This window comes from Deinococcus sp. KSM4-11, assembly GCF_004801415.1.
Lineage (GTDB): Bacteria > Deinococcota > Deinococci > Deinococcales > Deinococcaceae > Deinococcus.
Genome location: NZ_SSNX01000001.1, coordinates 1,053,473 through 1,074,376 on the forward strand (window position 1 = coordinate 1,053,473; position 20,904 = coordinate 1,074,376).

A 20,904-nucleotide genomic window follows, 5' to 3' on the forward strand; every position below is an offset into this window, starting at 1 on the left:
GTCATTATGCTGGTGGAGTTCAGTCGGTCTGTATCGCCCCGCGCGGTCAGGGGGCGGACGGGAGTGGAGGGCTGCATGGAAGAACGTAAGAGTATGGGGAGCGCACTGGTCGATGTGTTCGACGCAGGCGTGACCCTCGTGAAATCGGAGATCAATGGTGTGGCGCGCAAGGCCGGAGACATCGCCAAGGCCAAGGGCCTGGGGGTGGTGCTGCTGCTGGCCTCGGCTGGTCCGCTGGTCATGGCCCTGATCTTCCTGATCCTGGCGGTCTTCTACGGCCTGATCCGCCTGGGAGCCGGCCCATGGTTCGCGGCGCTGCTGATCGCCCTGTTCAGTTTCGCCCTGACCGGAGCGCTGGTGTTCCTGGGCATGCAGCGCCTAGGCGCGGAAGTGAAGACGGAAGAACCCCTGGTTAGGAGGCCCGCCATGAGCGACGACACGCACGACCAGTCCACGCCCAGCACGCCCGCTCCGGCTGGCCCGGCCAGCGCCCCGGACGACAAGACGCCCCAGGGCCGTAAGGTGGAACTGCGCCGCGACGCGCAGGATCACGCGGCAGCCGAAAACCGCGTGGTCGCCGAGCGGCCAGGGCAGGCGACCGTCCGCGTCGAGGGCGGCACGACCACCGTGCCCGTCTACGAGAGCCAGCCAGATGGCACTCCCTCCAACTACGGCAGCGGCCTGAACGAGAAGATCGCGGGCAAGGAACATGGCAGCCCCTCGCAGGGTGAGCCCGCCGCAAAACGCGACGTGCCCGGCATTCCCGTCAGCACCGATCCCACCTACCAGGACGACATGCGCAAGGGGCAGGAATCGTGACCGGGATCGACCGCGCGGGCATGACCGAGCGTGAGGCCGCCCGTGAGCAGCTCCGCGCGAGTATCGACGCCCTGAGCGAGCAGGCCAACTTGCACGTGCAGATGCAGAAAGAACCCCTGAAGATGCTGGGCGGCGCCTCTGCCGTCGGTGCCCTGATCGGGATCGTGGTCGGGCGTCAGTTCCGCCGCAGCCGCAGGATTTATGTGGATGCCGAGAGCCCGGTGAAGCACCAGAAGGCGCTGATCAAGGCCCAGAAATCCCAGTCCGGCGGTGGAGGGATCGGAGGCGCCCTGGTCGCCACGCTGGGTACGCTGGCGGTGAAGACTCTGACCGACCGGATCATCACGCCGCGCCTCGAAGGCCTCGCGGAGAGCCTGCTGGACAGGTCGGGCACGGCACCGACACCGTCCACGGGCATCCGTGCCATTCCCCCGCGCGCTGCCCAGACCAATGCCACGCCGGCCCGTCCGACCGCCGTGGGTGCTCCACCCTCCGTCCCAGCGGCGGGCCCGTCTGTTCAGGCAACCCCGCCTGCCGCCACAGCGCCCACACCGGTTCATCCCGGCGTGCTGCCCCATCCGCCCAGCGTGGTCGAGGCCAAAGCACAGGGCAGCGTGATCGGGGCCGACGAGCTGGCCAACCCCAACCGCCGCTGAACCGGAGCATCCGGCCGCCCACTGCTTCATGGTGGGCGGCCGATCTATGCCCTGAGAACGGGCCTGCTACCCTGGAGTGATGACCGCCCCGCGCAGCACCCGCCAGCGTGACGTGATCGCCCGTGTGCTGGAGACAGCGGAAGGGCCGCTGGCTGTGGCAGACATCCTGGTGCGCACGCAAGCCGATGTTCCCAGCGTGGGCCTTGCGACCGTGTACCGCACCCTGAAACTGCTGAGCGACCAAGGCCATGTCCACCCGGTCACGCTGGACGGCGAGACCCTGTACGAGGCGAGCGGCCGCGGGCATCACCACCACTTCTTGTGTACGGTCTGCGGCCGGGTGTTCACGCTGCACGCCTGCCCGGTCTCGATCCCGGCGGGCACGGTGTACGCGGGCGGCTTCGTGGTCGAGGCACATGAGGTCACGCTGTACGGCCGCTGCCCGACCTGTGCGTCCGGCCGCTGAGTGCGGTCGCGGGATCAGCGGTTGAACTCCGGTCGACGAAGGCGCCTCCTCCTGTCCTGACCTGAAGGCGAGGCTTGCCTTTCCCCGCTCCGCGGCGGTACCCTGCGTTCGTGCTTCCCGCGTGGAGGCCACCCTATCGAGAGCGCCCGAGAGACCTGGCTCGTTGACGGCGCGGCAACCGGATCCCATTGCGTCACGGTGCCAAGGCCAGCCCCCTGTGACCCGGTCAACGATGACCACCAGGCGGGATCGATCGGGAAGGTCACGCGTGAAATCGTTCCACGCCCCTTCTCGTGCCACCGAGAGGGGGTCTGCCTTTGAATGGCCGGCCCTCCCAGACCCCCCAGTCCTGCGAGGAGAGCCCGCCATGCCCCAGAAATTCGAGACCCTGCAAGTCCACGCCGGCCAGAAGCCGGATCCGACCACCGGGGCGCAACAGGTACCGATCTATCCCACCAACAGCTACGTGTTCGAGTCGCCGGAGCACGCCGCCGACCTGTTCGGCCTGCGGGCCTTCGGGAACATCTACAGCCGCATCATGAATCCCACGAACGCCGTGCTGGAGGAGCGTATGGCGGCCCTGGAGGGCGGCGTGATGGCGCTGGCCGTGGCGAGCGGACACGCGGCGCAGTTCCTGGCGATCACCACGTTGGCCCAGGCGGGCGACAACATCGTGTCCACGCCGAACCTGTACGGCGGCACGGTGAACCAGTTCCGCGTGACTCTGCGGAGATTGGGCATCGAGGTGCGCTTCACCAGCAAGAACGAGAAACCCGAAGAATTCGCCGCGCTGATCGACGACAAGACCCGCGTTGTGTACCTGGAGACCATCGGGAACCCGGCGCTGAACATCCCGGACTTCGAGGCGATCGCCGCCGCCGCGCATGAGCAGGGCGTGGCCGTGATGGTCGACAACACCTTCGGCGCGGGTGGCTACTACTGCCAGCCGCTGAAACACGGCGCGAACATCGTGGTGCACTCGGCCAGCAAATGGATCGGCGGGCACGGCAACGGCATCGGCGGGATCATCGTGGACGGTGGGAACTTCGACTGGGGGAATGGCCGCTATCCGCTGATGACCGAGCCCAGCCCCAGTTATCACGGCCTGGATTTCTGGGCGACCTTCGGCGAGGGCAACCCCCTGGGCCTGCCGAACGTGGCCTTTGCCATCCGCGCCCGCACCGAGGGCCTGCGCGACCTGGGGCCGACCCTCGCGCCGCAGCAGGCATGGCAGTTCCTGCAGGGCCTGGAAACGCTGAGCCTGCGCGCCGAACGGCACGCGCAGAACACCTCTGCCCTGGCGTCCTGGCTGGCCACGCACCCGGACGTCCGGAAGGTCACGTACCCCGGCCTGAGCAACCATCCGCACTACGACCGCGCGCAGCATTACCTGCCGCGCGGCGCCGGGGCCGTCCTGACCTTTGAACTCAAGGGCGGACGCCCGGCCGGCGAGGCCTTCATCCGCTCGGTGAAACTCGCGCAGCACGTCGCGAACGTGGGCGACACCCGGACCCTGGTGATCCACCCGGCCAGCACCACGCACTCGCAGCTCGACGAGGTCACGCAGAAGGCCGCCGGAGTCACGCCGGGCCTGGTGCGGGTGTCGGTCGGCATCGAGCACATCGACGACATCAAGGACGATTTCGCGCAGGCACTGGCCGCCGCCCTGGAACTCTCCGAGACGGAACTGGCCGAGGGCGGAGCATGACTGCCCTTCCCCACCCCGCTCCGGAGGCGCTGTACCCGCACCCAGACGACGTGACCGACGACCGATGTCCACTGCGCCACGTCACCCTGTTCCATGACCAGCCCCTGCTGCTCGACTGCGGACAGGTGCTGAGCGACGTCAGCGTCGCGTACCACACGTATGGCAAGGCCCGTGAGGACGCCACCCTGGTGCTGCACGCCCTGACCGGCACCAGCGCCGTGCACGACTGGTGGCCGGAGTTCCTGGGACACGGCAAGCCGCTGGATCCCACGCAGGATTTCATCGTGTGCGCGAACGTCCTGGGCGGCTGTGCCGGAACCACCGGCGCCTCGGAACTGGGCGACATCTCCATCAGCCTGCCGGACATGGCCCGCGTGGGCCGTGCCCTGCTCGACCATCTGGGAGTGCGGCGCGTCCGCGTGATCGGGAGCAGCATGGGCGGCCTGCTGGCGTACGCGTGGCTGCTCGAATGCCCGGATCTGGTGGAGCGGGCCGTCATCATCGGCGCGCCCGCCCGGCACTCTCCGTGGGCCATCGGGCTGAACAGCGCCGCCCGCAGCGCCATCCGTGCCGCGCCCGGCGGCGAGGGCCTGAAGGTCGCGCGGCAGATCGCCATGCTCTCGTACCGCAGTCCCCAGAGCTTTGCCCTGACGCAGACCGGCCAGCGCACGCGCGGCGTGCCCGCCATCACGTCATACCTGGAACACCAGGGCGAGAAGCTGCTGGCCCGCTTCTGCGAGAAGACCTACGTGACCCTCACGCGGGCCATGGACGCCTTCCAGCCGACGGACGCCGAGCTGCGTTCCATCCAGGCGCCGGTGCTGGCCGTGGGGATTTCGAGCGACGTCCTGTACCCCGCCGCCGAAGTGCGTGAGCAGGCGGCCCTGCTGCCTCGCAGCACGTACTGGGAGCTGGATTCGATCCACGGGCACGACGCGTTCCTGATGGACGCGCAGGCCCTGCCTGACGTGGTGCGCGACTTCCTGCACGGCTGACCGCCCGCTTCGTCCCGCACGGCCACTCCCGATCCCAGAACGACGGTTCCGCCCTCCCAGACGGCATCCGTCACGGTGGTTTGGTGCCACCGTGCTCCGATTTGTTACCGCCCCTTCGGGGAGCATCGTGGCCCTACATCCTTTGGATGAAGGACGCAGCGCCGGACTTTCTACACTGTGATGGAAGGTTGCGCTCTGGCCTCGGGGAGGGGGCTGACATGGCAGGATTCGCGGTACGGCTGGCCTTTCGGAACACCCTCACGTTGCTGGCCTGCGCCGCACTGCTTCAGGGCGCCATCGCCCTCCCTGCCACCACTCCCACCCAGGTTCCGGACGTCGATTCCAACCGCCTCGGCTACCCGGACAGCGCCCGGCTGGTCGGCCAGGATCGCGACCGGTTCGCCGACTGGTTCGCCAGTATCGCCGAGAGCCAGTACTACGCCATGAACGCCGACTGGACCGACCGAGACTGCTCGGGGCTGGTACGCTACGCCTTCGTGAATGCGCTCATGCCGCACGATCCGGCGTGGTACGCCAAGTTCGAATACCTGCCACGGCCCAGCCTGCCACCGGTGGAGAACCTCAGCTATCCGCTGCCCGTCATCGGCCGCTCAGTCTTCCGGGTGGCGCCCGGCGCGTACCGCAGGGACGACATCCAGCAGGGGCGGCTGGTGGGCCGCACGGGCGCGCAGTACCTCGCGAACTACTCGATGACGCGGGTCTCGCGTGACCCGGCGCAGGCGAAGCGCGGCGACGTGCTGTTCTTTCTGCGGCCACAGTTGCACTCGTACCACAGCATGGTGTACCTGGGCGGCGGAATGGTCGTGTACCACACGGGCGCCAGTCCGGCCGAGGGGGGGCGGGTGCGCCTGATCTCGGTGGCGACGCTGCTGAAGTTCCGGGACGCGGCCTTTCACCCGCTGGCATCCAATCCAGACTTCCTGGGCGTGTACCGGTGGAGGATCATGCATTAGCGCTCTGCCCGGCCTGCATGTCTTCCTCCACCCCTTCACACCCCACAAGGACCACCATGAAACGACCCTGGCTGGCGGGCACCCTGATCACCGGACTGCTGCTCTCGAACATCGCACCGGCCCAGAACATCTCGATTTACGGCGGGCGGGATTCGACTGCCGAGCCCCTGAAGGTCGAAGTCTACGCACCGGCCGGCACGCTGTTCACCCTCGACCGGGTGCTCGATCCGGGCGCCATGTTCACCGCCGACCAGGACGCCCACAGCCCGGTGCTGCCGGCAAGCGGGCGGACGCAGCGGGTGCGGTCGGTGCGCCTGGGCCGCAGCAGCCAGCTGGACTTCGGACGGGTGCCCAGCGGCGTGTACGTGGTGCGGGCTGGAAAGACCAGTCAGGTCGTGATCGTGTCGAACCTGGGGCTGGTGGTGAAACGCGACGCCACCACGACCCTGGTGTATGCCGCCGACAAGCAGAGCGGGCGGCCCCGCCCGGCGCGGATCTGGCCGCTGGGGCACACGGGGGTCGTGGCCGATGCCCAGGGCCTGGCGCGCTGGAAGGGCACGCTGGGCAAGGAACAGGTCTTCCTGGCGCAGTACGGCGACCAGTGGGCGATCACGGATTCCGGCTGGAACGGCTACGCGGCCCCCAGGGTGCGCGGGTACATGTACACGGATCGCCCGGTGTACCGGCCCGGTCAACACGTGGAGTTCAAGGGCGTGCTGCGCCGGGCAGGCACCCTGACCCCGCTCGCCGCCACGCCGGTCTCGGTCAAGGTGCTCAACGAGAACGAGGAGGAGATCTACCGGGGCACGCTGACCAGCGACGCGCTCGGCGGCGTGCACGCGGGCTTCGACCTGTCGGCCGGAGCGAAGCTCGGGGCGTACCGGTTCGTGGTGACCTCCGCGAAGTTCGACTCGGACGAGCTGAGCGTGGACGGATCGTTCCAGGTGGAGGCGTACCAGAAACCCGAATACCAGGTGACGGTCACGCCGGATAGTAGGGCAGCCGTGCAGGGCGACAAGGTCAGCGTGCGGATCTCGGCGAAGTACCTGTTCGGCGGCAGCTTGTCGGGCGCGAAGGTGAACTACTCGGTGACGCGCGCGCCGTACTACCCGCCCGGTTTCGACAGCGACTCTCTGCCGCCGGACAGCGGCGGCCCGGACTACGGCTCCGATCTGGTGGTGCAGGAGGAAACGCGCCTGAACCCCAGCGGTGAACTGGTACTGGAGCTGCCGCTGGAGAAGGACTCACAGGGCCAGACGGTCAGCTACCGGGTGGAGGCCGACGTTGAGGACGAGTCCCGCAAGACTGTGAGCGGGCAGGCCCAGGTGATCGCCTTCCCGGCGGCCCTGAACGTACAGGCCGACACCGACAGCTTCGTGTACGACGCGGGCAAGGCCATACACGTGAGCCTGGACACGCGTGACCTGCAGGACGCGGGCCGCGCCGCACAGGTCACGCTGGACCTCGTCCGGCAGGACTGGCAGAACGTGAAGGGCAAGTGGGTGATGACCGAGCAGCGTCTGGCCCGCACGCAAACCCGCACGGGGGCGACGGGCGTGGGCAGCGCCACCCTGCGTGCGCCCCGTGGCGGAGGGTACGTGCTGCGCTCGACCGTGCAGGACGCCCAGGGCCGCCGGAGCACCAGCGAGAACTGGCTGTGGATCACGAAGCCCGGCGAGGACTGGGGCTGGAATTACCGCGAGATGTCCCTGACCCTCGACCGCAAGACGTACCGGGCGGGCGACACCGCCACCGTACTGGTGGGCAATCCCACGCCGGGCTCCCCGGTGCTGCTGACGCTGGAAGGCCAGACGCTCCGCCAGTGGACGGTGTTGCGCAGTCAGGGCGCGACCCTGAGCTACTCGTTCAAGGTCACGGCCGACATGACCCCGAACATCTACGTGGCGGCGGCCTCGCTGGGTGACGGCAGTTTCCATGCCGCCGAGAAGCGCGTGAAGGTGCCGCGCGTGGGAGCTGACCTGAGCGTGAGCGTGAAGTCCGACAAGGCCCGCTACGCGCCCGGCGAGGCCGCCCGGCTGAACGTGCAGGTGCACGACGCGGCCGGCAAGGGCGTCCGCGCCGAACTCGCGCTGGGCGTGGTGGATCAGGCCATCTACCTGATCGAGCCCGACCAGAGCCCCGCCCTCCTGCAGGTCTTCGACGCTCCGCAGGACAATGCCGTGGGCACGCAGTCCAGCCTGGACTTCACCTTCCAGCAGACCGGCCCGGTGGCCTCCCGACCCGCCGCGCCCATGACCGAGGCGGCCTTCGCCCAGAGCAAAGAGGCCGCCCGTGCCACCCCCGCCCAGGCGGAGGTCACGCCACGCCAGGATTTCCGCGACACGCTGCTGTGGGTGCCCAACCTGCTGACCGACGCGCAGGGCAACGCCAGCGTGGACTTCAAGTACCCGGACAACCTGACCACCTGGATCACGACGGTACGCGCCCAGACCACCTCGCCACGCTTCGGGCAGACGACGGCCAGCACCCTGGTCACGAAGGACGTGATCGCCCGCCTGAGCCTGCCGCCCTTCCTGGTGCGCGGCGATCAGGTCACCCTTTCGGGCGTCGTGAACAACACCCTGGGCCAGGGGGTGGACGGCCGCGCGACCCTGGCGGTCAGCGGCCTGACGGGCGTGAGCGGCGCGGCCCTCACGCCGGGCGGGGCGAGCTTCCATGCCGACGCGACCGGACGCACCCGGCTGGACACGGTGGTGCGCGCCACGCAGGCGGGCACGGCCAGCGTGACCTTCACCGCCCGCACGCCCGCCGGAAACGACGCCCTGAAACTGCCGCTGCCCGTCAAGGCCCGTGGGTACGAGGAGACGAGGGCCTTCACCGGCAGCGCGGGCACGCCTATGACCTTCACGGTGCCGCGTGACGCCGCCGCGCAGACCGTAGGGCTGAACCTGAGCCTGACGCCCTCGCTGCTGTCGGCGGTCTCTCCTGCCCTGGAGTATCTGGTCGGCTATCCCTACGGCTGCACCGAACAGACCATGAGCCGATTCCTGCCCGCCCTGCTCGCCCGGCAGTCGCTGGGCGCCGACGTCGTGACCCAGAACGGCTGGGATCTCAAGGCCATCACCGAGGCCGGACTGGCCCGCCTGGCCGACTTCCAGCACGAGGACGGCGGCTGGAACTTCTGGAAGAACGACGCCAGCACCCTCGAGATGAGTGCGTACGTCGTCAGCGGCCTGATGCGCGCCAAGGCCGTGGGCGCGAAGGTGGACAACTCGGAACTCGACACCGGCCTGAAGTACCTTGCCGCCCACGTGGGCGATCCCGACGAACGGCAGGCGGATCGCGCCAGCGCCTACCGTGCCCTGGCCGACGCCGGACGGGTGAACGTGGCCCAGCTGAGCGCCTTCGCACGCCGCAAGGAACTCACGCCGTACAGCCTCGCGCAGCTCAGCCTCGCGCTGAACCGGGCCGGGCAGCGGCAGGCGGCGCTGGACACCCTGGCCCGCCTGAAGGCCGCCCGCCTGGGCACCACGCGGGGCGGCCTGGTGTACTGGGACACGGGCCGGTCGGCCGACGACTGGTGGTGGTACTGGGACGACAACAGGATCCAGGTGACGGCCACCGCCCTGGAAGCCCTGGCGAAACTCGAACCCGCCAGCCCGCTCATTCCCGGCGTGTCGCAGTGGTTGCTGCAGAACCGCCAGGGGCCGCGCTGGGTCAGCACGCAGGACACCACCAGCGTCATCATCGCCGCGCTGAGCCTGCCCAGAGCGGCCAGCCTCGCCCCGGCAGCGGTGGACGTGCAGGTGGACGGCAAGTCCCTTCAGACCGTGCAACTCGGCACGCCGGCTGGGGCCACGCTCGCCGTCCCGTCAGCGCAACTCAGTGCCGGAACCCACACCATCTCGCTGAAGGGAGCGCCGGCGGGCCTGACGTACTCGGGCCAGCTCCGCTACTCGCGCGAACCGGCCACGCTGAACGCCATCACCGGCCGCGGGATCACGCTGGGCCGCACCTACGAACGCCTCACGCCGCAGTGGGACGCCGAGAACAAACGCTACACGTACGCCCGCACGCCCCTCCTGAAGGGAGGGCAGTTCCAGCCGGTCACGGTGGGCGATCTCGTTCTGGTTACCCTGAGCGTCAAGCCCGACCAGACGGCGCGGTATCTGCTGGTCAGCGATCCGATTCCCGCGGGCATGAAGGCCCTGGACGAGCGCAGCCTGACCATCGCGGGCCTGAAGGAACGCGACGGGTACGACTGGGACACCTGGGACTACTGGTACGCCGGACGCGACCTGCTCGACGACCGCGTGGATCTGTACGCCGATTACCTGGAGGGCCGCCAGACCATGACCTACGTACTGCGCGCCCAGACACCCGGCACCTTCACCGCCCTGCCCGCCCACGCCTTCCTGATGTACGACCCCGGCGTGGAGGGCTACGGCCCCGCCGCGACTTTCACGGTTCGCGACCGCTGATGCTCCTGGGGCGCGTGCCCAGGTGGATCGCGGCCCTCGCCCTGGCCGCCAGCGTCATCGCCCAGGCCGCTCCGGTGACGGTCACGCACGGCACCCTGACCGTTACGTATGCCGACGGCCGCGACCGGGCACAGCTTCCGCTGGTGTTCCGCACCTGGGACAGGGCCGCCGCTGACCTGAATGCACTGGGCTTGACGGCAGGAGCTGTGAAGATCAACGTCGCCAGCAACGCCGCCGACTTCGCCCGGATGACCGGCGAGCCCGCCAGTATCGCCGCCAGCACGCGCGGGCAGACCATTACCATGCAGCGGCTGAGCGCCCTAGCCGCGCGGGGCATTCTGGCTTTCACCATCCGCCACGAGGGCTTCCACACCGCGCAGCCGCACGGTCTTCCCCGCTGGCTGGCCGAGGGCCTGGCCCGGCTGTTCAGCGGCGAGGCGGCGGGGGATTCGGCCGAACCGACCGGCCTGAGCGGCCTGAGTGAAGCACAACTCGATGCGAGGCTACTGGGACGTGCGCCTGGGGAAGCGGGCGAAGCGTACCGGGAGGCCACGCGTCGGGCGAGGACACGGGTGAGGACGTTGGGATGGAGGGCGATCCTGCACGGACGTTGACGCCGCGGCTCAGCCGAGTGCGGAGCCGATTACTCGACCGCCGCCAGTCGCCACAGGCCGAAGGCCGGGCCGTCGGCGGGCAGGGCCACGGTGCCATCTGCACCGGCCTCCACGTCGGGCGTGCCGGCGAGTCCGGTCAGGTGCGTGCCCACCACCCCCACCGGCAACCGCACTGGCTTGTAGGACGCGCGGGCGGCCTGCACCAGCACGGTCTCGCCGGGGGCCTCGCGCAGGAACACCAGCACGTCGTCGCCCACCCACAGCCAGCGCAGGCCGCCGCGCCGCAGGGCCTCGCTGGCGGCGCGGGCCTGGAACAGCGCACGGGTCGACTCCAGCCGGTGCGTATTCCAGCGCTCCGGGTGCGCCCACGGCATCGGAATCCGGGCGTACTCTGGCCCCATGGCCTCCAGGCCCAGTTCGTCGCCGGCATAGATCATGGGCACGCCGGGATACGCGGCGAGCATCCCGAAGGCGACGTCCACCAGCCGCGCATCGCCCAGCAGCGAGGCGATGCGGTGCGTGTCATGCGAGCCGATCAGGTTCATGGCGTGCAGCGTGGCCTGCCACGGCGTCACGCCCGAGACCGCGCGCATGGCGGCCACGACGGGGCCACCCGGCAGGTTGGGCAGCACGGGGTACTTGGTGTGCCGGTAGGGCTGCTCCTGCGGGGGCAGCAGCCACTGCCACAGCGGTCTTGTGAAGGCCGCGTAGTTCATGGTGCCCTGGTAGCCGTCGCCCAGCAGGTCGCGGCTGGCGTCGTGGTTGGATTCGGCCTGGAGGAAGTTCTCGGACGTGACCGAGGCCATCGTCTTACGGATGGTGGTGGCGACCAGATGGCTGAGGTTGATGTCCCCGTGGATGCCGGTCATGTTCGCCACGTCGATGCGCCACGCGGCCAGCGCCTGCGGCCCCAGCCAGCGCGCGACCACCGAGTCGGGGCCGTCGTACAGGCGGCGGCGCAGCTCGGCGCTGCGGTGGTCGAAGATCGGCATCTCCGGCATGCCCCACCACGCGTCGTAGGCGTGCGGGTGCTCGGTGTAGAAGAAAAAGCCCGCCTCGGCAGAATCGGGATCGGCCAGTCCGGCCTGGAACCACTCATGCGTGTTGCCGCAGTGGTTGGTGGTCAGGTCCCCCATGAGGTGCATGCCGCGCTCACGCGCCGCCGCCGACAGCCGGGCCATCGCTTCGTCGCCGCCCAGCAGGGGATCGACCTCGTTGAAGGTCGAGGCGTTGTAGCGGTGGTTCGACTCGGCCGGGAAAAACGGCGTGAGGTAGATGGTGCCGACGCCCAGCGACGCCAGATGGTCGAGGTGCGCCGCGACGCCGTCGAGGTCGCCGCCGTAGAACTGGCGCGGCGTGTCCGGTCCCTCCCCGATGACCGGGTCGTCCCAGTCCGCCGGCACCGCCCACGCTGGGGCCGACCGCTCCACCGCCCGGGCGAAGCGGTCGGGGAAAATCTGGTACATGGTGTCGGTCGCCCACGACGGCGGCGGCTCGAACACGCTGATGCGGAAATCGGCGGCATCAGGCACGTCATGCTGCTGCAGGCCGGAACCGTTGAGCCACTGGTAGCCGTAGGGGCCGCCGTCGAGCAGCCAGCGGTAGCTCACGACCGGGTTCACCACGGGCAGCCGGGCGCGCAGCCACGTATCACGGGCCGTGCGCCGGTCGAGCGAGGCGGCCACGAGTTCCGGCTCGCCGTCATTGATGACCCGAACCCAGGCACTCGTGACGTCACTGCCGTGGGGCACCCGCAGCAGCACGTCCACCGTGCCACCCAGCCGGGCGTGCGGCTCGGGCACATACGTTTCCGAGCCGTCGTGATGGGGGAAAAGCCAGTGCGCTCCGGACATATCAGGCTCCTCGTGAAGACGTGTTGCCGCATCTTCCCATAGAGCCAGCGGATCCGTCAGCCCGTCTTTAAGTCGCCGGAATGGACACCGGCTCTGCACCATCTCCACCGCGCGCCTGCCTATCCAGGCCAGATCTCACTTGCCCGTGAACAGCCGACCCACCGCCCGGATGAATTCGTCCCGCCGTTCCAGTTGCTCGGACGTGTAGCGCTCGCGCAGTCTGGCGTCTTTGAAGGCGGCCACATCCTGGCCAGGAGACAGCGCCCACGTTTCCAGCGGTATGCAGGCGATTCGCATGTCTGAACCCCACTCGTTGGCGGGCAACCCCGCCGCCCGAGCCGCCAGCGGCCACGTCGCGTCGATCAGGCGGTCGCCGCCGGGCTCATGCAGCACGAGGTAATTATGGATGTCGATGACCAGCTCACCGTTCCACGCCGCCAGTTCAGGCGCCGCGCCCTCGGGCAGCCGGATTTCCTGTGTGCAGGCGTAGATGGTGCTGGACAGGCCCAGTTCCGCGTACAGCGCCGCAAGCAGTTCATGCTTGGTCGAGCAGGTGCCACACCACTCGTCAATCACAGTTTCGGGCGCGTGCGTGCTGGCCCGCGCGTAGGGCATGTCGCGCACGAGTTCAAAGACCTCTCGTTCGTCAGGCAACGTGTCACCGGAACGCTGGCCCCGCCGCACAGCTTCGGCATGGAGGAGAGAAGCGAGGGCACGGGTCATAGATGGATCTGAATGGGCGGCGGCAGGACGGCATCAGCGACTCCGTCTCCGAAATGGAGTACCCGTAGAACTTTGTGGGGGCCACCAATTCCCTGGAGCGTCACCTCCTCTCCTACCCTTGGGATGACATAAAAGCCAAATCGTCCTACAGGCTGGCCGTTGTGAACCACGTCTACCGCAATCAAGTTCATGGTTGACCTCCGCCGACAGAATGGCCGAGTCCATGTGACCGCGCCGTGACCGGCTGTTAGCCGAAGTACCCCAGCAGGTCGATCAACGTCCGCGCATACTCATCGGGCTTGATCCCGCGCTTCTCGATTTTCACGCTAGGGGGGAAGGTCTGAACCTCAGTCTTATGCGGATACCGTTTTAGCCCGGCGGCGTCGTAATCCAGTGTCTTGTAGGCGAAGGTGACCTGAAGTTCCGTCATGGTGCCGCCGATGCTCAGCACGCGCTTGGCGGCGGCGGTGAGCCTCAGCTTAGCGAGGTCGATGAAGTTCTGGACTTCCGGCGTGGGCGGCCCGTATTTCTTGCGGAGGTCGCGCTCGACACGGGAAATGGCCTGAAGGGTGCGGCTGTCGCTCAGGCGACCATAGGTGGCGATGCGCGCTTCCTCGTCCTGCTCGAAGTATTCGGGACTGAGGCGGGCGTTGATCGGGAGGTCGATGCTGATGTTGACGGGGGCCTGCATCTTCTCGCCCTTGAGTTTAGCCACGGCCTCGGCCAGCATCTCGGTGTACACGTCGATGGACACGGCCTGAACGTGTCCGTGCTGCTCCTCGCCGAGGATGTTGCCGACGCCGCGGATCTCCATGTCCTTTTCGGCCAGCAGGTGGCCCGAGCCGAGGTCTTGCAGGTCGGCGATGGCCCACAGGCGGCGCTGGGCGTTCTCGGTCAGGCGCGGCGGGTAGAACAGGTACGCGTAGGCGCTGACGCTGCGGCGACCCACCCGGCCCCGGAGCTGGTAGAGCTGCGCCAGGCCCAGCCGGTCGGCGCGTTCGATCAGGATGGTGTTCGCCTCGGGGATATCCAGGCCGGTCTCGACGATGGTGGTGGACAGCAGCACGTCGAAGGCGCCCTGCTCGAAGCCCAGCATGATCTCCTCCAGCTCCTCCTCGTTCATGCGGCCGTGCGCGACGCCGATGCGCGCCTCGGGCACGAGCGTTCGGAGGTACAGGCTGCGGGCGGCGATGCTGGCAATCCGGTCGTGGATGTAGAAGACCTTCCCGCCACGCTCGATCTCGGACACGATGGCGTCGCGGACCGTGATCGGGTCGAAGGGCGTGAGTACCGTCTGAATGGGGCGGCGGCCCTTGGGAGGCGTCTGGATGCTGCTCATGTCGCGCAGGCCGACCATGCTCATGTACAGCGTGCGGGGAATGGGCGTGGCCGAGAGGGCCAGGGTGTCCACGGCCCGGATGCCCTCGGGAATCTCGATCTTCCCTTCCTTGGTGATGGGCGGCAGGCCGCGCAGGGCGCGCAGCTTTTCCTTCTGCGATACCCCGAAGCGGTGTTCCTCATCCACGATGATCAGGCCCAGATCCTTGAATTCGATGTCGCCGGACAGCAGGCGGTGCGTGCCGATCAGGATGTCGACCTTGCCGGCCTTCAGGTCGCTGAGGATCTGGCGGGCGTGCTGCGGGCTGGTGAAGCGTGACAGGCCCTCGACGCGCACGGGCAGGCCCTTGAAGCGCTCGATGAAGGTACTGGTGTGCTGCTCGGCCAGCAGGGTGGTGGGCACCAGGATGGCGACCTGTCGTCCGTGGCCGACGACGCGGTGCGCGGCGCGCAGGGCGACCTCGGTCTTGCCGAATCCCACGTCGCCCGAGATCAGGCGGTCGGCCGGGTTGGGTTTCTCCAGGTCGCGCATGGTGTCCTTCAGGGCCACGACCTGATCGGCGGTGAGGTCGAAGCTGAAATTCTTCGCGATCTGCTCGTCCCACTCGGGCTGCGGCGGAAAGGCATTGCCGGGCGTGACCTGCCGCGCGGCGTACTGCACGAGCAGTTTCCCCGCGACCTCCTCGGCGTTCTTGCGAGCCTTATCCTTGGCCCTGGCCCAGTCCTTCTTGTCGAAGCTGCTCAGCACGGGCGGATCGTCGGTGGTGCCGGGGTGACGGCGCAGCACCGGCAACTGTTCGATGGGCACGCGCAGGTGCGCGCCATTCCGGTATTCCAGATCGAGGTAATCGCGCGTGACGCCCAGCACCGTCAGCGTTTCCAGCCCCAGGAACTGCCCGATGCCGTGCTCCGGGTGGATCAGGTAATCTCCGACGTGCAGGCCCAGCGCGTCAGTGACGGGTTTGCCGCCCAGCCGCTTTCCGCGCAGGGCGCTGCCGCCCTGGAAGCCGTAGATCAGGTCTTCCGTCAGGATGACTGTGCGGTGCTCGGGAATGGCGAAGCCACCCTCGCCGGCCGCGCGCAGGAAGCCCACCTGCCCTTCCTCCACGCGCGGGATCTTCAACCAGGGAATCTCGTGCGTGTTCAGCAGTTTGTCGGCGAGGTAAGCGGCAGTGCGGTCATGGCGCACGAGGATCAACACGCGGTAGCCCGCCTGCCGCCACTCGGTCACGTCGCGTTCCAGGTCGTTCAGCCGGGCGCGGTAAAAGGGCAGGGCGGTCAGGCCGGTGTCGAGATCCGGCAGGCCCAGTGGCGCGCGGCCAAACGAAGTGACCTCCCGCGCCGCCAGCCTGGGCCACAGCGTGTCGGTCAGGATGCCCAGGCTGCTCGCGTAGAACTCGGGCGAATCCAGGAACACCCGGCCCGGCAGCAGTTCCAGGCGCGTGGCGTCCCACTTCACTTCCGTCAGGTACTCGGGCGTTGGCTCCAGGATGAAGAACTGCGCCTTCTCGCCGGTCAGTTCGCCGGGGGCCAGCAGCCGCAGGGTGTCGAGTTCATCGCCGAAGAACTCGGCGCGCACCCACAGACCGGCCTCGGCCTCGGCGGGCAGTCCCGCACCGGGCGCGAGGCGCAGTTCCAGCGTGTCGCCACGCAGCTCGTAGCCGGGTTCCTCTCCACGGTCGTACCCCAGCCGTTCCAGGCGCTCCAGCAGCGCTTCACGCGGGTAACTGCTTCCCACCCGCAAGTTCAGGGCGTGATCCTCCGGACGGGCCGGGAACAGGTCGAGGGCCGTGTTCACGTCCAGCACCACGTGCTCGTGCCGGGCGTCCCAGTCGCGTAGGCCGGGATTCACGGTCACCGGCGCCCCCAGGGCGCCCGCCGTGGCGTAACTGCCAAGGCGATCCGGCGTGGTCAGCAGCACGGCCGGCCCCGGAAACGCCGCGAACAGCGCCGCCCGCGCCACCTGCGGAAGCAGCAGCAGGTTTCCGGGCGGAGCGGCGGGCAGCAGTTTCGACAGGTTGGGCGCGGCGACAGTCACCTGAAGAGTTTACGCGCCGTGACCACAGCGAACCGAGAGCGAAAAGACTTAGGCAAGGTCAGCCGGGATGGGCACCCAGCCACCACTGCGCCAGCGCGAGCGCCCCCATCAGCAGAAAGGTGATGACAGGCAGCCACCGCCGCAGCCACGCACGAGTCCGGTCGTTCATCCCAGCAGCATGACACCTGCGCTGCGGGCAGGGAACACTACCCCACCGTCATGCCCGCCCATGGCAGCGTTCAGATCGCTATGCTCCACCCATGTCCCTGCCCAACCCGCCGCGTCGGCATGCTTTGAGGCGCATGCTGATCGCGCTCGTCATCGGAAGTGCAGCCGGCCTGCTCACCCCGCCCACCTGGACGCTCGATGCCCGCCTTCTCACCGGCTGGATCGTCGTGTGTACCGCCGTCATGGTTCAGCTGTGGCCCAAGATGATGCGGTCCGGCCCCGCCCGCACCCGAGAACTCGCCACCCTCGAAGACGATTCCCGCGCGCTGGCGGGAACCATCACCACCACCGCCGCCGTCGTCAGTCTCGTCGGCGTGGGTTTTCTCCTCTCGGATGCGCACAGCAGCAAGGGCGCCGCCGAATTCCTGTACACCGGTCTGGCGGTTCTGACGGTCGCCGCGTCGTGGCTGCTCGTGCAGACCGAGTACACCCTCCACTACGCCCGCAGGTACTACCGCGACGGCCGTGGCATCGTGTTTCCTCAGGGTGACGGTGAACTCGAGGAACCCACCTACTGGGATTTCGCGTACCTCGCCGTCACCATCGGCATGACGTATCAGGTCAGCGACACCGACCTCAACACCCGTGGCATGCGCCGCCTGCTGCTCGGCCACGCCATCCTCTCCTTCGTGTTCGGCACCGTGATCATCGCCGTCACCATCAACGGCATCGCGGGCCTCATCCAGTAGCGCCCGCCCAGCACCAGACGCGACAGCAACGAACACCCCCGGCCGGAGCCGGGGGCGCACCCATTCGACGGTTTTAGCCGAGGCGTTTGATCGCGCGGGCGGACAGCACGTCCACGAGATGAGCGCGGTAGTCGGCGCTGGCGAAGCGGTCACCGAGCAGGTCTCCGGCGTCCACGAGGCTAGTGGGGACGGCCGTCCCGTTCTTCACGGCGTCTTCCAGCTTCGTCAGGCGGTGGGCGCGTTCGGCCGCGCCGGTGTACGCGGCGCGCACCTCGCCGTCGGCATGGCGGGCCACGGCGACACCGACCACGGCGTAGTGGCTGGCGGGGTGCCGGAACTTCTCGTAGGCCGAGGCCTGGATGGTCGCGGGAATGCGGATGTGCGTGAGGAGTTCGCCCGGCTGGACGGCGCTCTCGAACATACCGGTGAACATGTCGTCGGCCTTCACCGTGCGCTCGCCATTCGGGCCACGGATGACGAATTCCACGCCGAGGGCGAGGGCGGCGGCGGGATAATCGGCGCTGGGATCGGCATGGGCGAGGCTGCCGCCGATGGTGCCCCGGTTGCGAACCATCGGGTCACCGACCCACCCGGCGACTTCGGGGAACAGCGGGAGGTCGCTGCGGAGCACGTCGGCGTGGGTGGTCATGGCGCCGACCACGAACCAGTCGCCGTCGCGGGTGATGCCCTTGAGTTCCTTCAGACCCCACACGTCGAGCAGGGCGGGCGGCTGGGCGAGGCGCAGTTTCATGGCGGGCAGCAGCGAGTGGCCGCCGGCGATGATCTTCAGGTCGGGATTGGCGGCGAGGGCCTGGATGGCCTGGTCGACACTTTCGGCTTTCTGGTAGTCGAAGTTCGCTGGGTACATGGATCCCTCCGGGACGGAGCCATGAGCTGTGGGCTCTGGTCGATGGGGCGGCGGCGCTGGGGCTCTGGACAGTCGGCCCGTCTCAGTCGTCGGCCGCCTGCGGCTGGCTGCCGCGAGCGTCGCGGATGGCCTTCCAGACTTTCTCGGCGGTGTACGGCATGTCGAGGTGCGTGATGCCACATTCCGTCCAGAGGGCGTCCATGACGGCGCTGGCCACGGCGGCGGTGCTGGCGATGGTGCCGGCCTCGCCGATGCCCTTCACGCCCAGGGGGTTGTGCGGGCTGGGGGTGACGGTGTGCCCGATCTGGAAGGTGGGCACGTCGTCGGCGCGGGGCATGGCGTATTCCATGTACGTTCCGGCCAGGAAGTTGCCCTCGTCGTCGTACGCGGCGTCTTCCAGCAGGGCCTGACCCATGCCCTGCGCGATGCCGCCGTGCACCTGCCCCTCGGCGATCAGGGGATTGATGAGCGGACCGCAGTCGTCCACGCAGCCGTAGTTGCGGAGCTTCACGTGGCCGGTGTCGGTGTCGATCTCGACGACGGCGATGTGGGTGCCGAAGGGGTAGACGAAGTTCTTGGGGTCGTAGAAGGCGGTGGCTTCCAGGCCCGGTTCGAGGTCCTCGGGGTAGTTGTGCGCGAGGTGGGCCATCAGGGCGATGTCGAAAAAGGTCTTGCTCTTCTCGGGCGCGCCCTTGATGCGGAACACGCCGCCCTCGTGCTCGACGTCGTCCACGCTGGCTTCCAGCAGGTGCGCGGCGATCCTCTTCATCTTGGTGGTGATCTTGCCCAGGGCCATCTTCAGGGCCGAACCGCCCACGGCGGCCGAGCGGCTGCCATAGGTGCCCCAGCCGTAGGGCATGCGGCCGGTGTCGCCGTGAATGAGGTCGATGTCCTCGATGGGAATCTGGAGTTCATCGGCGGCGATCTGAGGGAAGGCGGTCTCGTGACCCTGGCCGTGGCTGTGGCTGCCGGTGAACAGTTCAACCTTGCCGGTGGGGTGCACGCGCACCAGGCTCGATTCCCACTGTCCGGCCTGCGCGCCGAGCTGCCCGACGAGCGCGGAGGGCGCCAGTCCGCAGGCTTCGAGGAAGGAGATCAGGCCCACGCCCATGATCTTGTTGCTGCCCTTGCCGCGCTTCTGTTCCTCGCGCAGGCCGGCGTAGTTCATCATGTTCATGGCCTTGTCGAGGGCCGGCTCGTAGTTGCCGCTGTCGTACACCAGCGCCACCGGCGTCTGGTACGGGAACTCGTTCTCCTGGATGAAGTTCTTGCGGCGAAACTCGGCCGGATCCATGCCCAGCTCGTGGGCGGCCATGTCCACGATGCGCTCGATCAGGTACGTCGCCTCGGGGCGGCCCGCGCCACGGTAGGCGTCCACGGGCACGGTGTTCGTCATGACGCCCGTGACCTTGGCGTGAATGGCGGGCATCTTGTACACGCCGTTGAGCAACGTGCCGTACAGGTAGGTGGGCACGGCCGGGGCGAATAGGGTCTGGTACGCGCCGAGGTTCGCCAGGGTATTCACGCGGAAGCCGAGGATCTTGCCGTCGTCGCTCACGGCAAGCTGCGCGACCGTTTCGTGGTCGCGGCCCTGCACGTCACTTACGAAGGCCTCGCTGCGGCGGGCCGTCCACTTCACGGGGCGGCCCAGCAGGCGGGTGGCGAGCAGCACGATGACCTCTTCCTGGTACTGGAAGATCTTCGTGCCGAAGCCGCCGCCCACGTCGGGCGAGATCACGCGCAGCTTGTGCTCGGGGATGCTCATCACGAACGCCGCCAGGATCAGGCGGTGGATGTGCGGGTTCTGCGATGTGGTGTACAACAGGTATTCGCCGCTGGCGGGCGTGAACTGAGCGAGGCTGGAGCGCGGCTCGATGGGATTGGCGACCAGGCGGTGGTTCTTGAGCTGCACGCTGATCTTGCGGGGCGCGGCGTTGAAGGCCTCGGTGGTGGCGGCCTCGTCGCCGATCTCCCAGTGGAAGGCCACGTTGCCGGGCACGTCGTCGTGCACCAGCGGGGCGCCGTCCTTCACGGCGGCACCGGCCGTAGCCACGGCGGGCAGCGCGTGATAGTCCACTTCCAGGGCGGCGGCGGCGTCCTCGGCCTGGGCGCGCGTCTCGGCGATCACGACCGCGACGATGTCGCCCACGTGGTTCGCTTCATCCAGGGCGATGGCCGGGTGGGCCGGGGTCTTGAGCTCCGGCAGCAACCAGCCGACCGGAATGCTGCCCAGGCCGGCCTCCTTGACGTCCTGGCCAGTGAGGACACGCACCACGCCGGGCAGATCCTTCACGGAGTCCGTGTTGATGGCGACGATCTTCGCGTGCGGGTACGGGCTGCGCACCATGGCACAGTGCAGCGCGCCGGGAATGACGATGTCGTCGGTGTAGTTGCCGGTGCCGGTGATGAAGCGCGGATCTTCCTTGCGCTTCAGGGCCTGCCCGAAGTACTTCTCGCTTCTGCTGTCCGTCATGGGGTGGGGCCTCCCTGGGG

The 20,904-nt window shown here is 68.4% G+C and carries 14 protein-coding genes and 1 riboswitch; of the genes, 9 read left to right on the forward strand and 5 right to left on the reverse strand.

Annotated elements, in window-relative coordinates; translation table 11 throughout:
• Nucleotides 1-75 precede the first annotated feature (75 nt).
• The 8 genes from E7T09_RS05325 to E7T09_RS05360 all read left to right on the forward strand — a co-directional run bounded on the left by E7T09_RS05325 (nucleotide 76) and on the right by E7T09_RS05360 (nucleotide 10,674).
• Nucleotides 76-819, forward strand: a complete 744-nt coding sequence (locus E7T09_RS05325; RefSeq protein ID WP_136388052.1) for a phage holin family protein — start codon at nucleotides 76-78, stop codon at nucleotides 817-819.
• Nucleotides 816-1,475 (forward strand): hypothetical protein, encoded by a 660-nt coding sequence (locus tag E7T09_RS05330; RefSeq protein WP_240741623.1) that lies wholly within the window; start codon nucleotides 816-818, stop codon nucleotides 1,473-1,475. Before E7T09_RS05325 ends, E7T09_RS05330 begins: the two co-directional genes overlap by 4 nt.
• Before the next feature lie 79 nt (nucleotides 1,476-1,554).
• Nucleotides 1,555-1,941, forward strand: coding sequence for a Fur family transcriptional regulator (locus tag E7T09_RS05335; RefSeq protein ID WP_136388053.1), 387 nt, complete (start codon nucleotides 1,555-1,557; stop codon nucleotides 1,939-1,941).
• A 130-nt stretch (nucleotides 1,942-2,071) separates the two neighbouring features.
• Nucleotides 2,072-2,180, forward strand: a riboswitch (SAM riboswitch).
• Between the two features lie 128 nt (nucleotides 2,181-2,308).
• On the forward strand, nucleotides 2,309-3,649 hold the full coding sequence (locus E7T09_RS05340) for an O-acetylhomoserine aminocarboxypropyltransferase/cysteine synthase family protein (protein ID WP_136388054.1): 1,341 nt from the start codon (nucleotides 2,309-2,311) through the stop codon (nucleotides 3,647-3,649).
• Nucleotides 3,646-4,644 carry an alpha/beta fold hydrolase family protein gene (locus tag E7T09_RS05345; RefSeq protein WP_136388055.1) on the forward strand — a complete coding sequence of 333 codons (999 nt, stop codon included), beginning with the start codon at nucleotides 3,646-3,648 and terminating at the stop codon, nucleotides 4,642-4,644. Before E7T09_RS05340 ends, E7T09_RS05345 begins: the two co-directional genes overlap by 4 nt.
• A gap of 218 nt (nucleotides 4,645-4,862) precedes the next feature.
• Nucleotides 4,863-5,618, forward strand: coding sequence for a DUF1175 family protein (locus tag E7T09_RS05350; protein WP_168734705.1), 756 nt, complete (start codon nucleotides 4,863-4,865; stop codon nucleotides 5,616-5,618).
• A 56-nt stretch (nucleotides 5,619-5,674) separates the two neighbouring features.
• Complete coding sequence (locus E7T09_RS05355) at nucleotides 5,675-10,060, forward strand: alpha-2-macroglobulin (protein ID WP_136388057.1); 4,386 nt, start codon at nucleotides 5,675-5,677, stop codon at nucleotides 10,058-10,060.
• 14 nt (nucleotides 10,061-10,074) lie between these two features.
• Entirely contained in the window at nucleotides 10,075-10,674 is a 600-nt protein-coding gene (locus tag E7T09_RS05360; RefSeq protein WP_136388058.1) for a hypothetical protein, read from the forward strand.
• 29 nt (nucleotides 10,675-10,703) lie between these two features.
• On the opposite strand, the gene E7T09_RS05365 is transcribed toward E7T09_RS05360, so the two are convergent.
• The 3 genes from E7T09_RS05365 to E7T09_RS05375 all read right to left on the reverse strand — a co-directional run bounded on the left by E7T09_RS05365 (nucleotide 10,704) and on the right by E7T09_RS05375 (nucleotide 16,626).
• Complete coding sequence (locus tag E7T09_RS05365; RefSeq protein ID WP_136388059.1) at nucleotides 10,704-12,527, reverse strand: glycoside hydrolase family 13 protein; 1,824 nt, start codon at nucleotides 12,525-12,527, stop codon at nucleotides 10,704-10,706.
• Between the two features lie 135 nt (nucleotides 12,528-12,662).
• Complete coding sequence (locus tag E7T09_RS05370; RefSeq protein ID WP_136388060.1) at nucleotides 12,663-13,181, reverse strand: hypothetical protein; 519 nt, start codon at nucleotides 13,179-13,181, stop codon at nucleotides 12,663-12,665.
• A gap of 316 nt (nucleotides 13,182-13,497) precedes the next feature.
• Nucleotides 13,498-16,626 carry a DEAD/DEAH box helicase gene (locus E7T09_RS05375; protein ID WP_136388061.1) on the reverse strand — a complete coding sequence of 1,043 codons (3,129 nt, stop codon included), beginning with the start codon at nucleotides 16,624-16,626 and terminating at the stop codon, nucleotides 13,498-13,500.
• A 260-nt stretch (nucleotides 16,627-16,886) separates the two neighbouring features.
• Here E7T09_RS05375 and E7T09_RS05380 point away from each other — a divergent pair, with 260 nt between their 5' ends.
• Nucleotides 16,887-17,543 carry a DUF1345 domain-containing protein gene (locus tag E7T09_RS05380; protein WP_136388062.1) on the forward strand — a complete coding sequence of 219 codons (657 nt, stop codon included), beginning with the start codon at nucleotides 16,887-16,889 and terminating at the stop codon, nucleotides 17,541-17,543.
• A gap of 73 nt (nucleotides 17,544-17,616) precedes the next feature.
• Here E7T09_RS05380 and E7T09_RS05385 read toward each other — a convergent pair whose 3' ends face one another.
• Nucleotides 17,617-18,411, reverse strand: a complete 795-nt coding sequence (locus E7T09_RS05385; protein ID WP_136388063.1) for a xanthine dehydrogenase family protein subunit M — start codon at nucleotides 18,409-18,411, stop codon at nucleotides 17,617-17,619.
• An 82-nt stretch (nucleotides 18,412-18,493) separates the two neighbouring features.
• On the reverse strand, nucleotides 18,494-20,884 hold the full coding sequence (locus tag E7T09_RS05390; RefSeq protein ID WP_136388064.1) for a xanthine dehydrogenase family protein molybdopterin-binding subunit: 2,391 nt from the start codon (nucleotides 20,882-20,884) through the stop codon (nucleotides 18,494-18,496).
• Nucleotides 20,885-20,904 lie beyond the last annotated feature (20 nt).

What these genes read in the sequence shown, in the direction of transcription:
- E7T09_RS05340 (WP_136388054.1), top strand. Translation starts at nt 2,309, where the DNA reads ATGCCCCAGAAATTCGAGACCCTGCAAGTCCACGCCGGCCAGAAGCCG.
- E7T09_RS05350 (WP_168734705.1), top strand. Translation starts at nt 4,863, where the DNA reads ATGGCAGGATTCGCGGTACGGCTGGCCTTTCGGAACACCCTCACGTTG.
- E7T09_RS05355 (WP_136388057.1), top strand. Translation starts at nt 5,675, where the DNA reads ATGAAACGACCCTGGCTGGCGGGCACCCTGATCACCGGACTGCTGCTC.
- E7T09_RS05335 (WP_136388053.1), top strand. Translation starts at nt 1,555, where the DNA reads ATGACCGCCCCGCGCAGCACCCGCCAGCGTGACGTGATCGCCCGTGTG.
- E7T09_RS05380 (WP_136388062.1), top strand. Translation starts at nt 16,887, where the DNA reads ATGTCCCTGCCCAACCCGCCGCGTCGGCATGCTTTGAGGCGCATGCTG.
- E7T09_RS05385 (WP_136388063.1), bottom strand. Translation starts at nt 18,411, where the DNA reads ATGTACCCAGCGAACTTCGACTACCAGAAAGCCGAAAGTGTCGACCAG.
- E7T09_RS05390 (WP_136388064.1), bottom strand. Translation starts at nt 20,884, where the DNA reads ATGACGGACAGCAGAAGCGAGAAGTACTTCGGGCAGGCCCTGAAGCGC.
- E7T09_RS05365 (WP_136388059.1), bottom strand. Translation starts at nt 12,527, where the DNA reads ATGTCCGGAGCGCACTGGCTTTTCCCCCATCACGACGGCTCGGAAACG.
- E7T09_RS05325 (WP_136388052.1), top strand. Translation starts at nt 76, where the DNA reads ATGGAAGAACGTAAGAGTATGGGGAGCGCACTGGTCGATGTGTTCGAC.
- E7T09_RS05345 (WP_136388055.1), top strand. Translation starts at nt 3,646, where the DNA reads ATGACTGCCCTTCCCCACCCCGCTCCGGAGGCGCTGTACCCGCACCCA.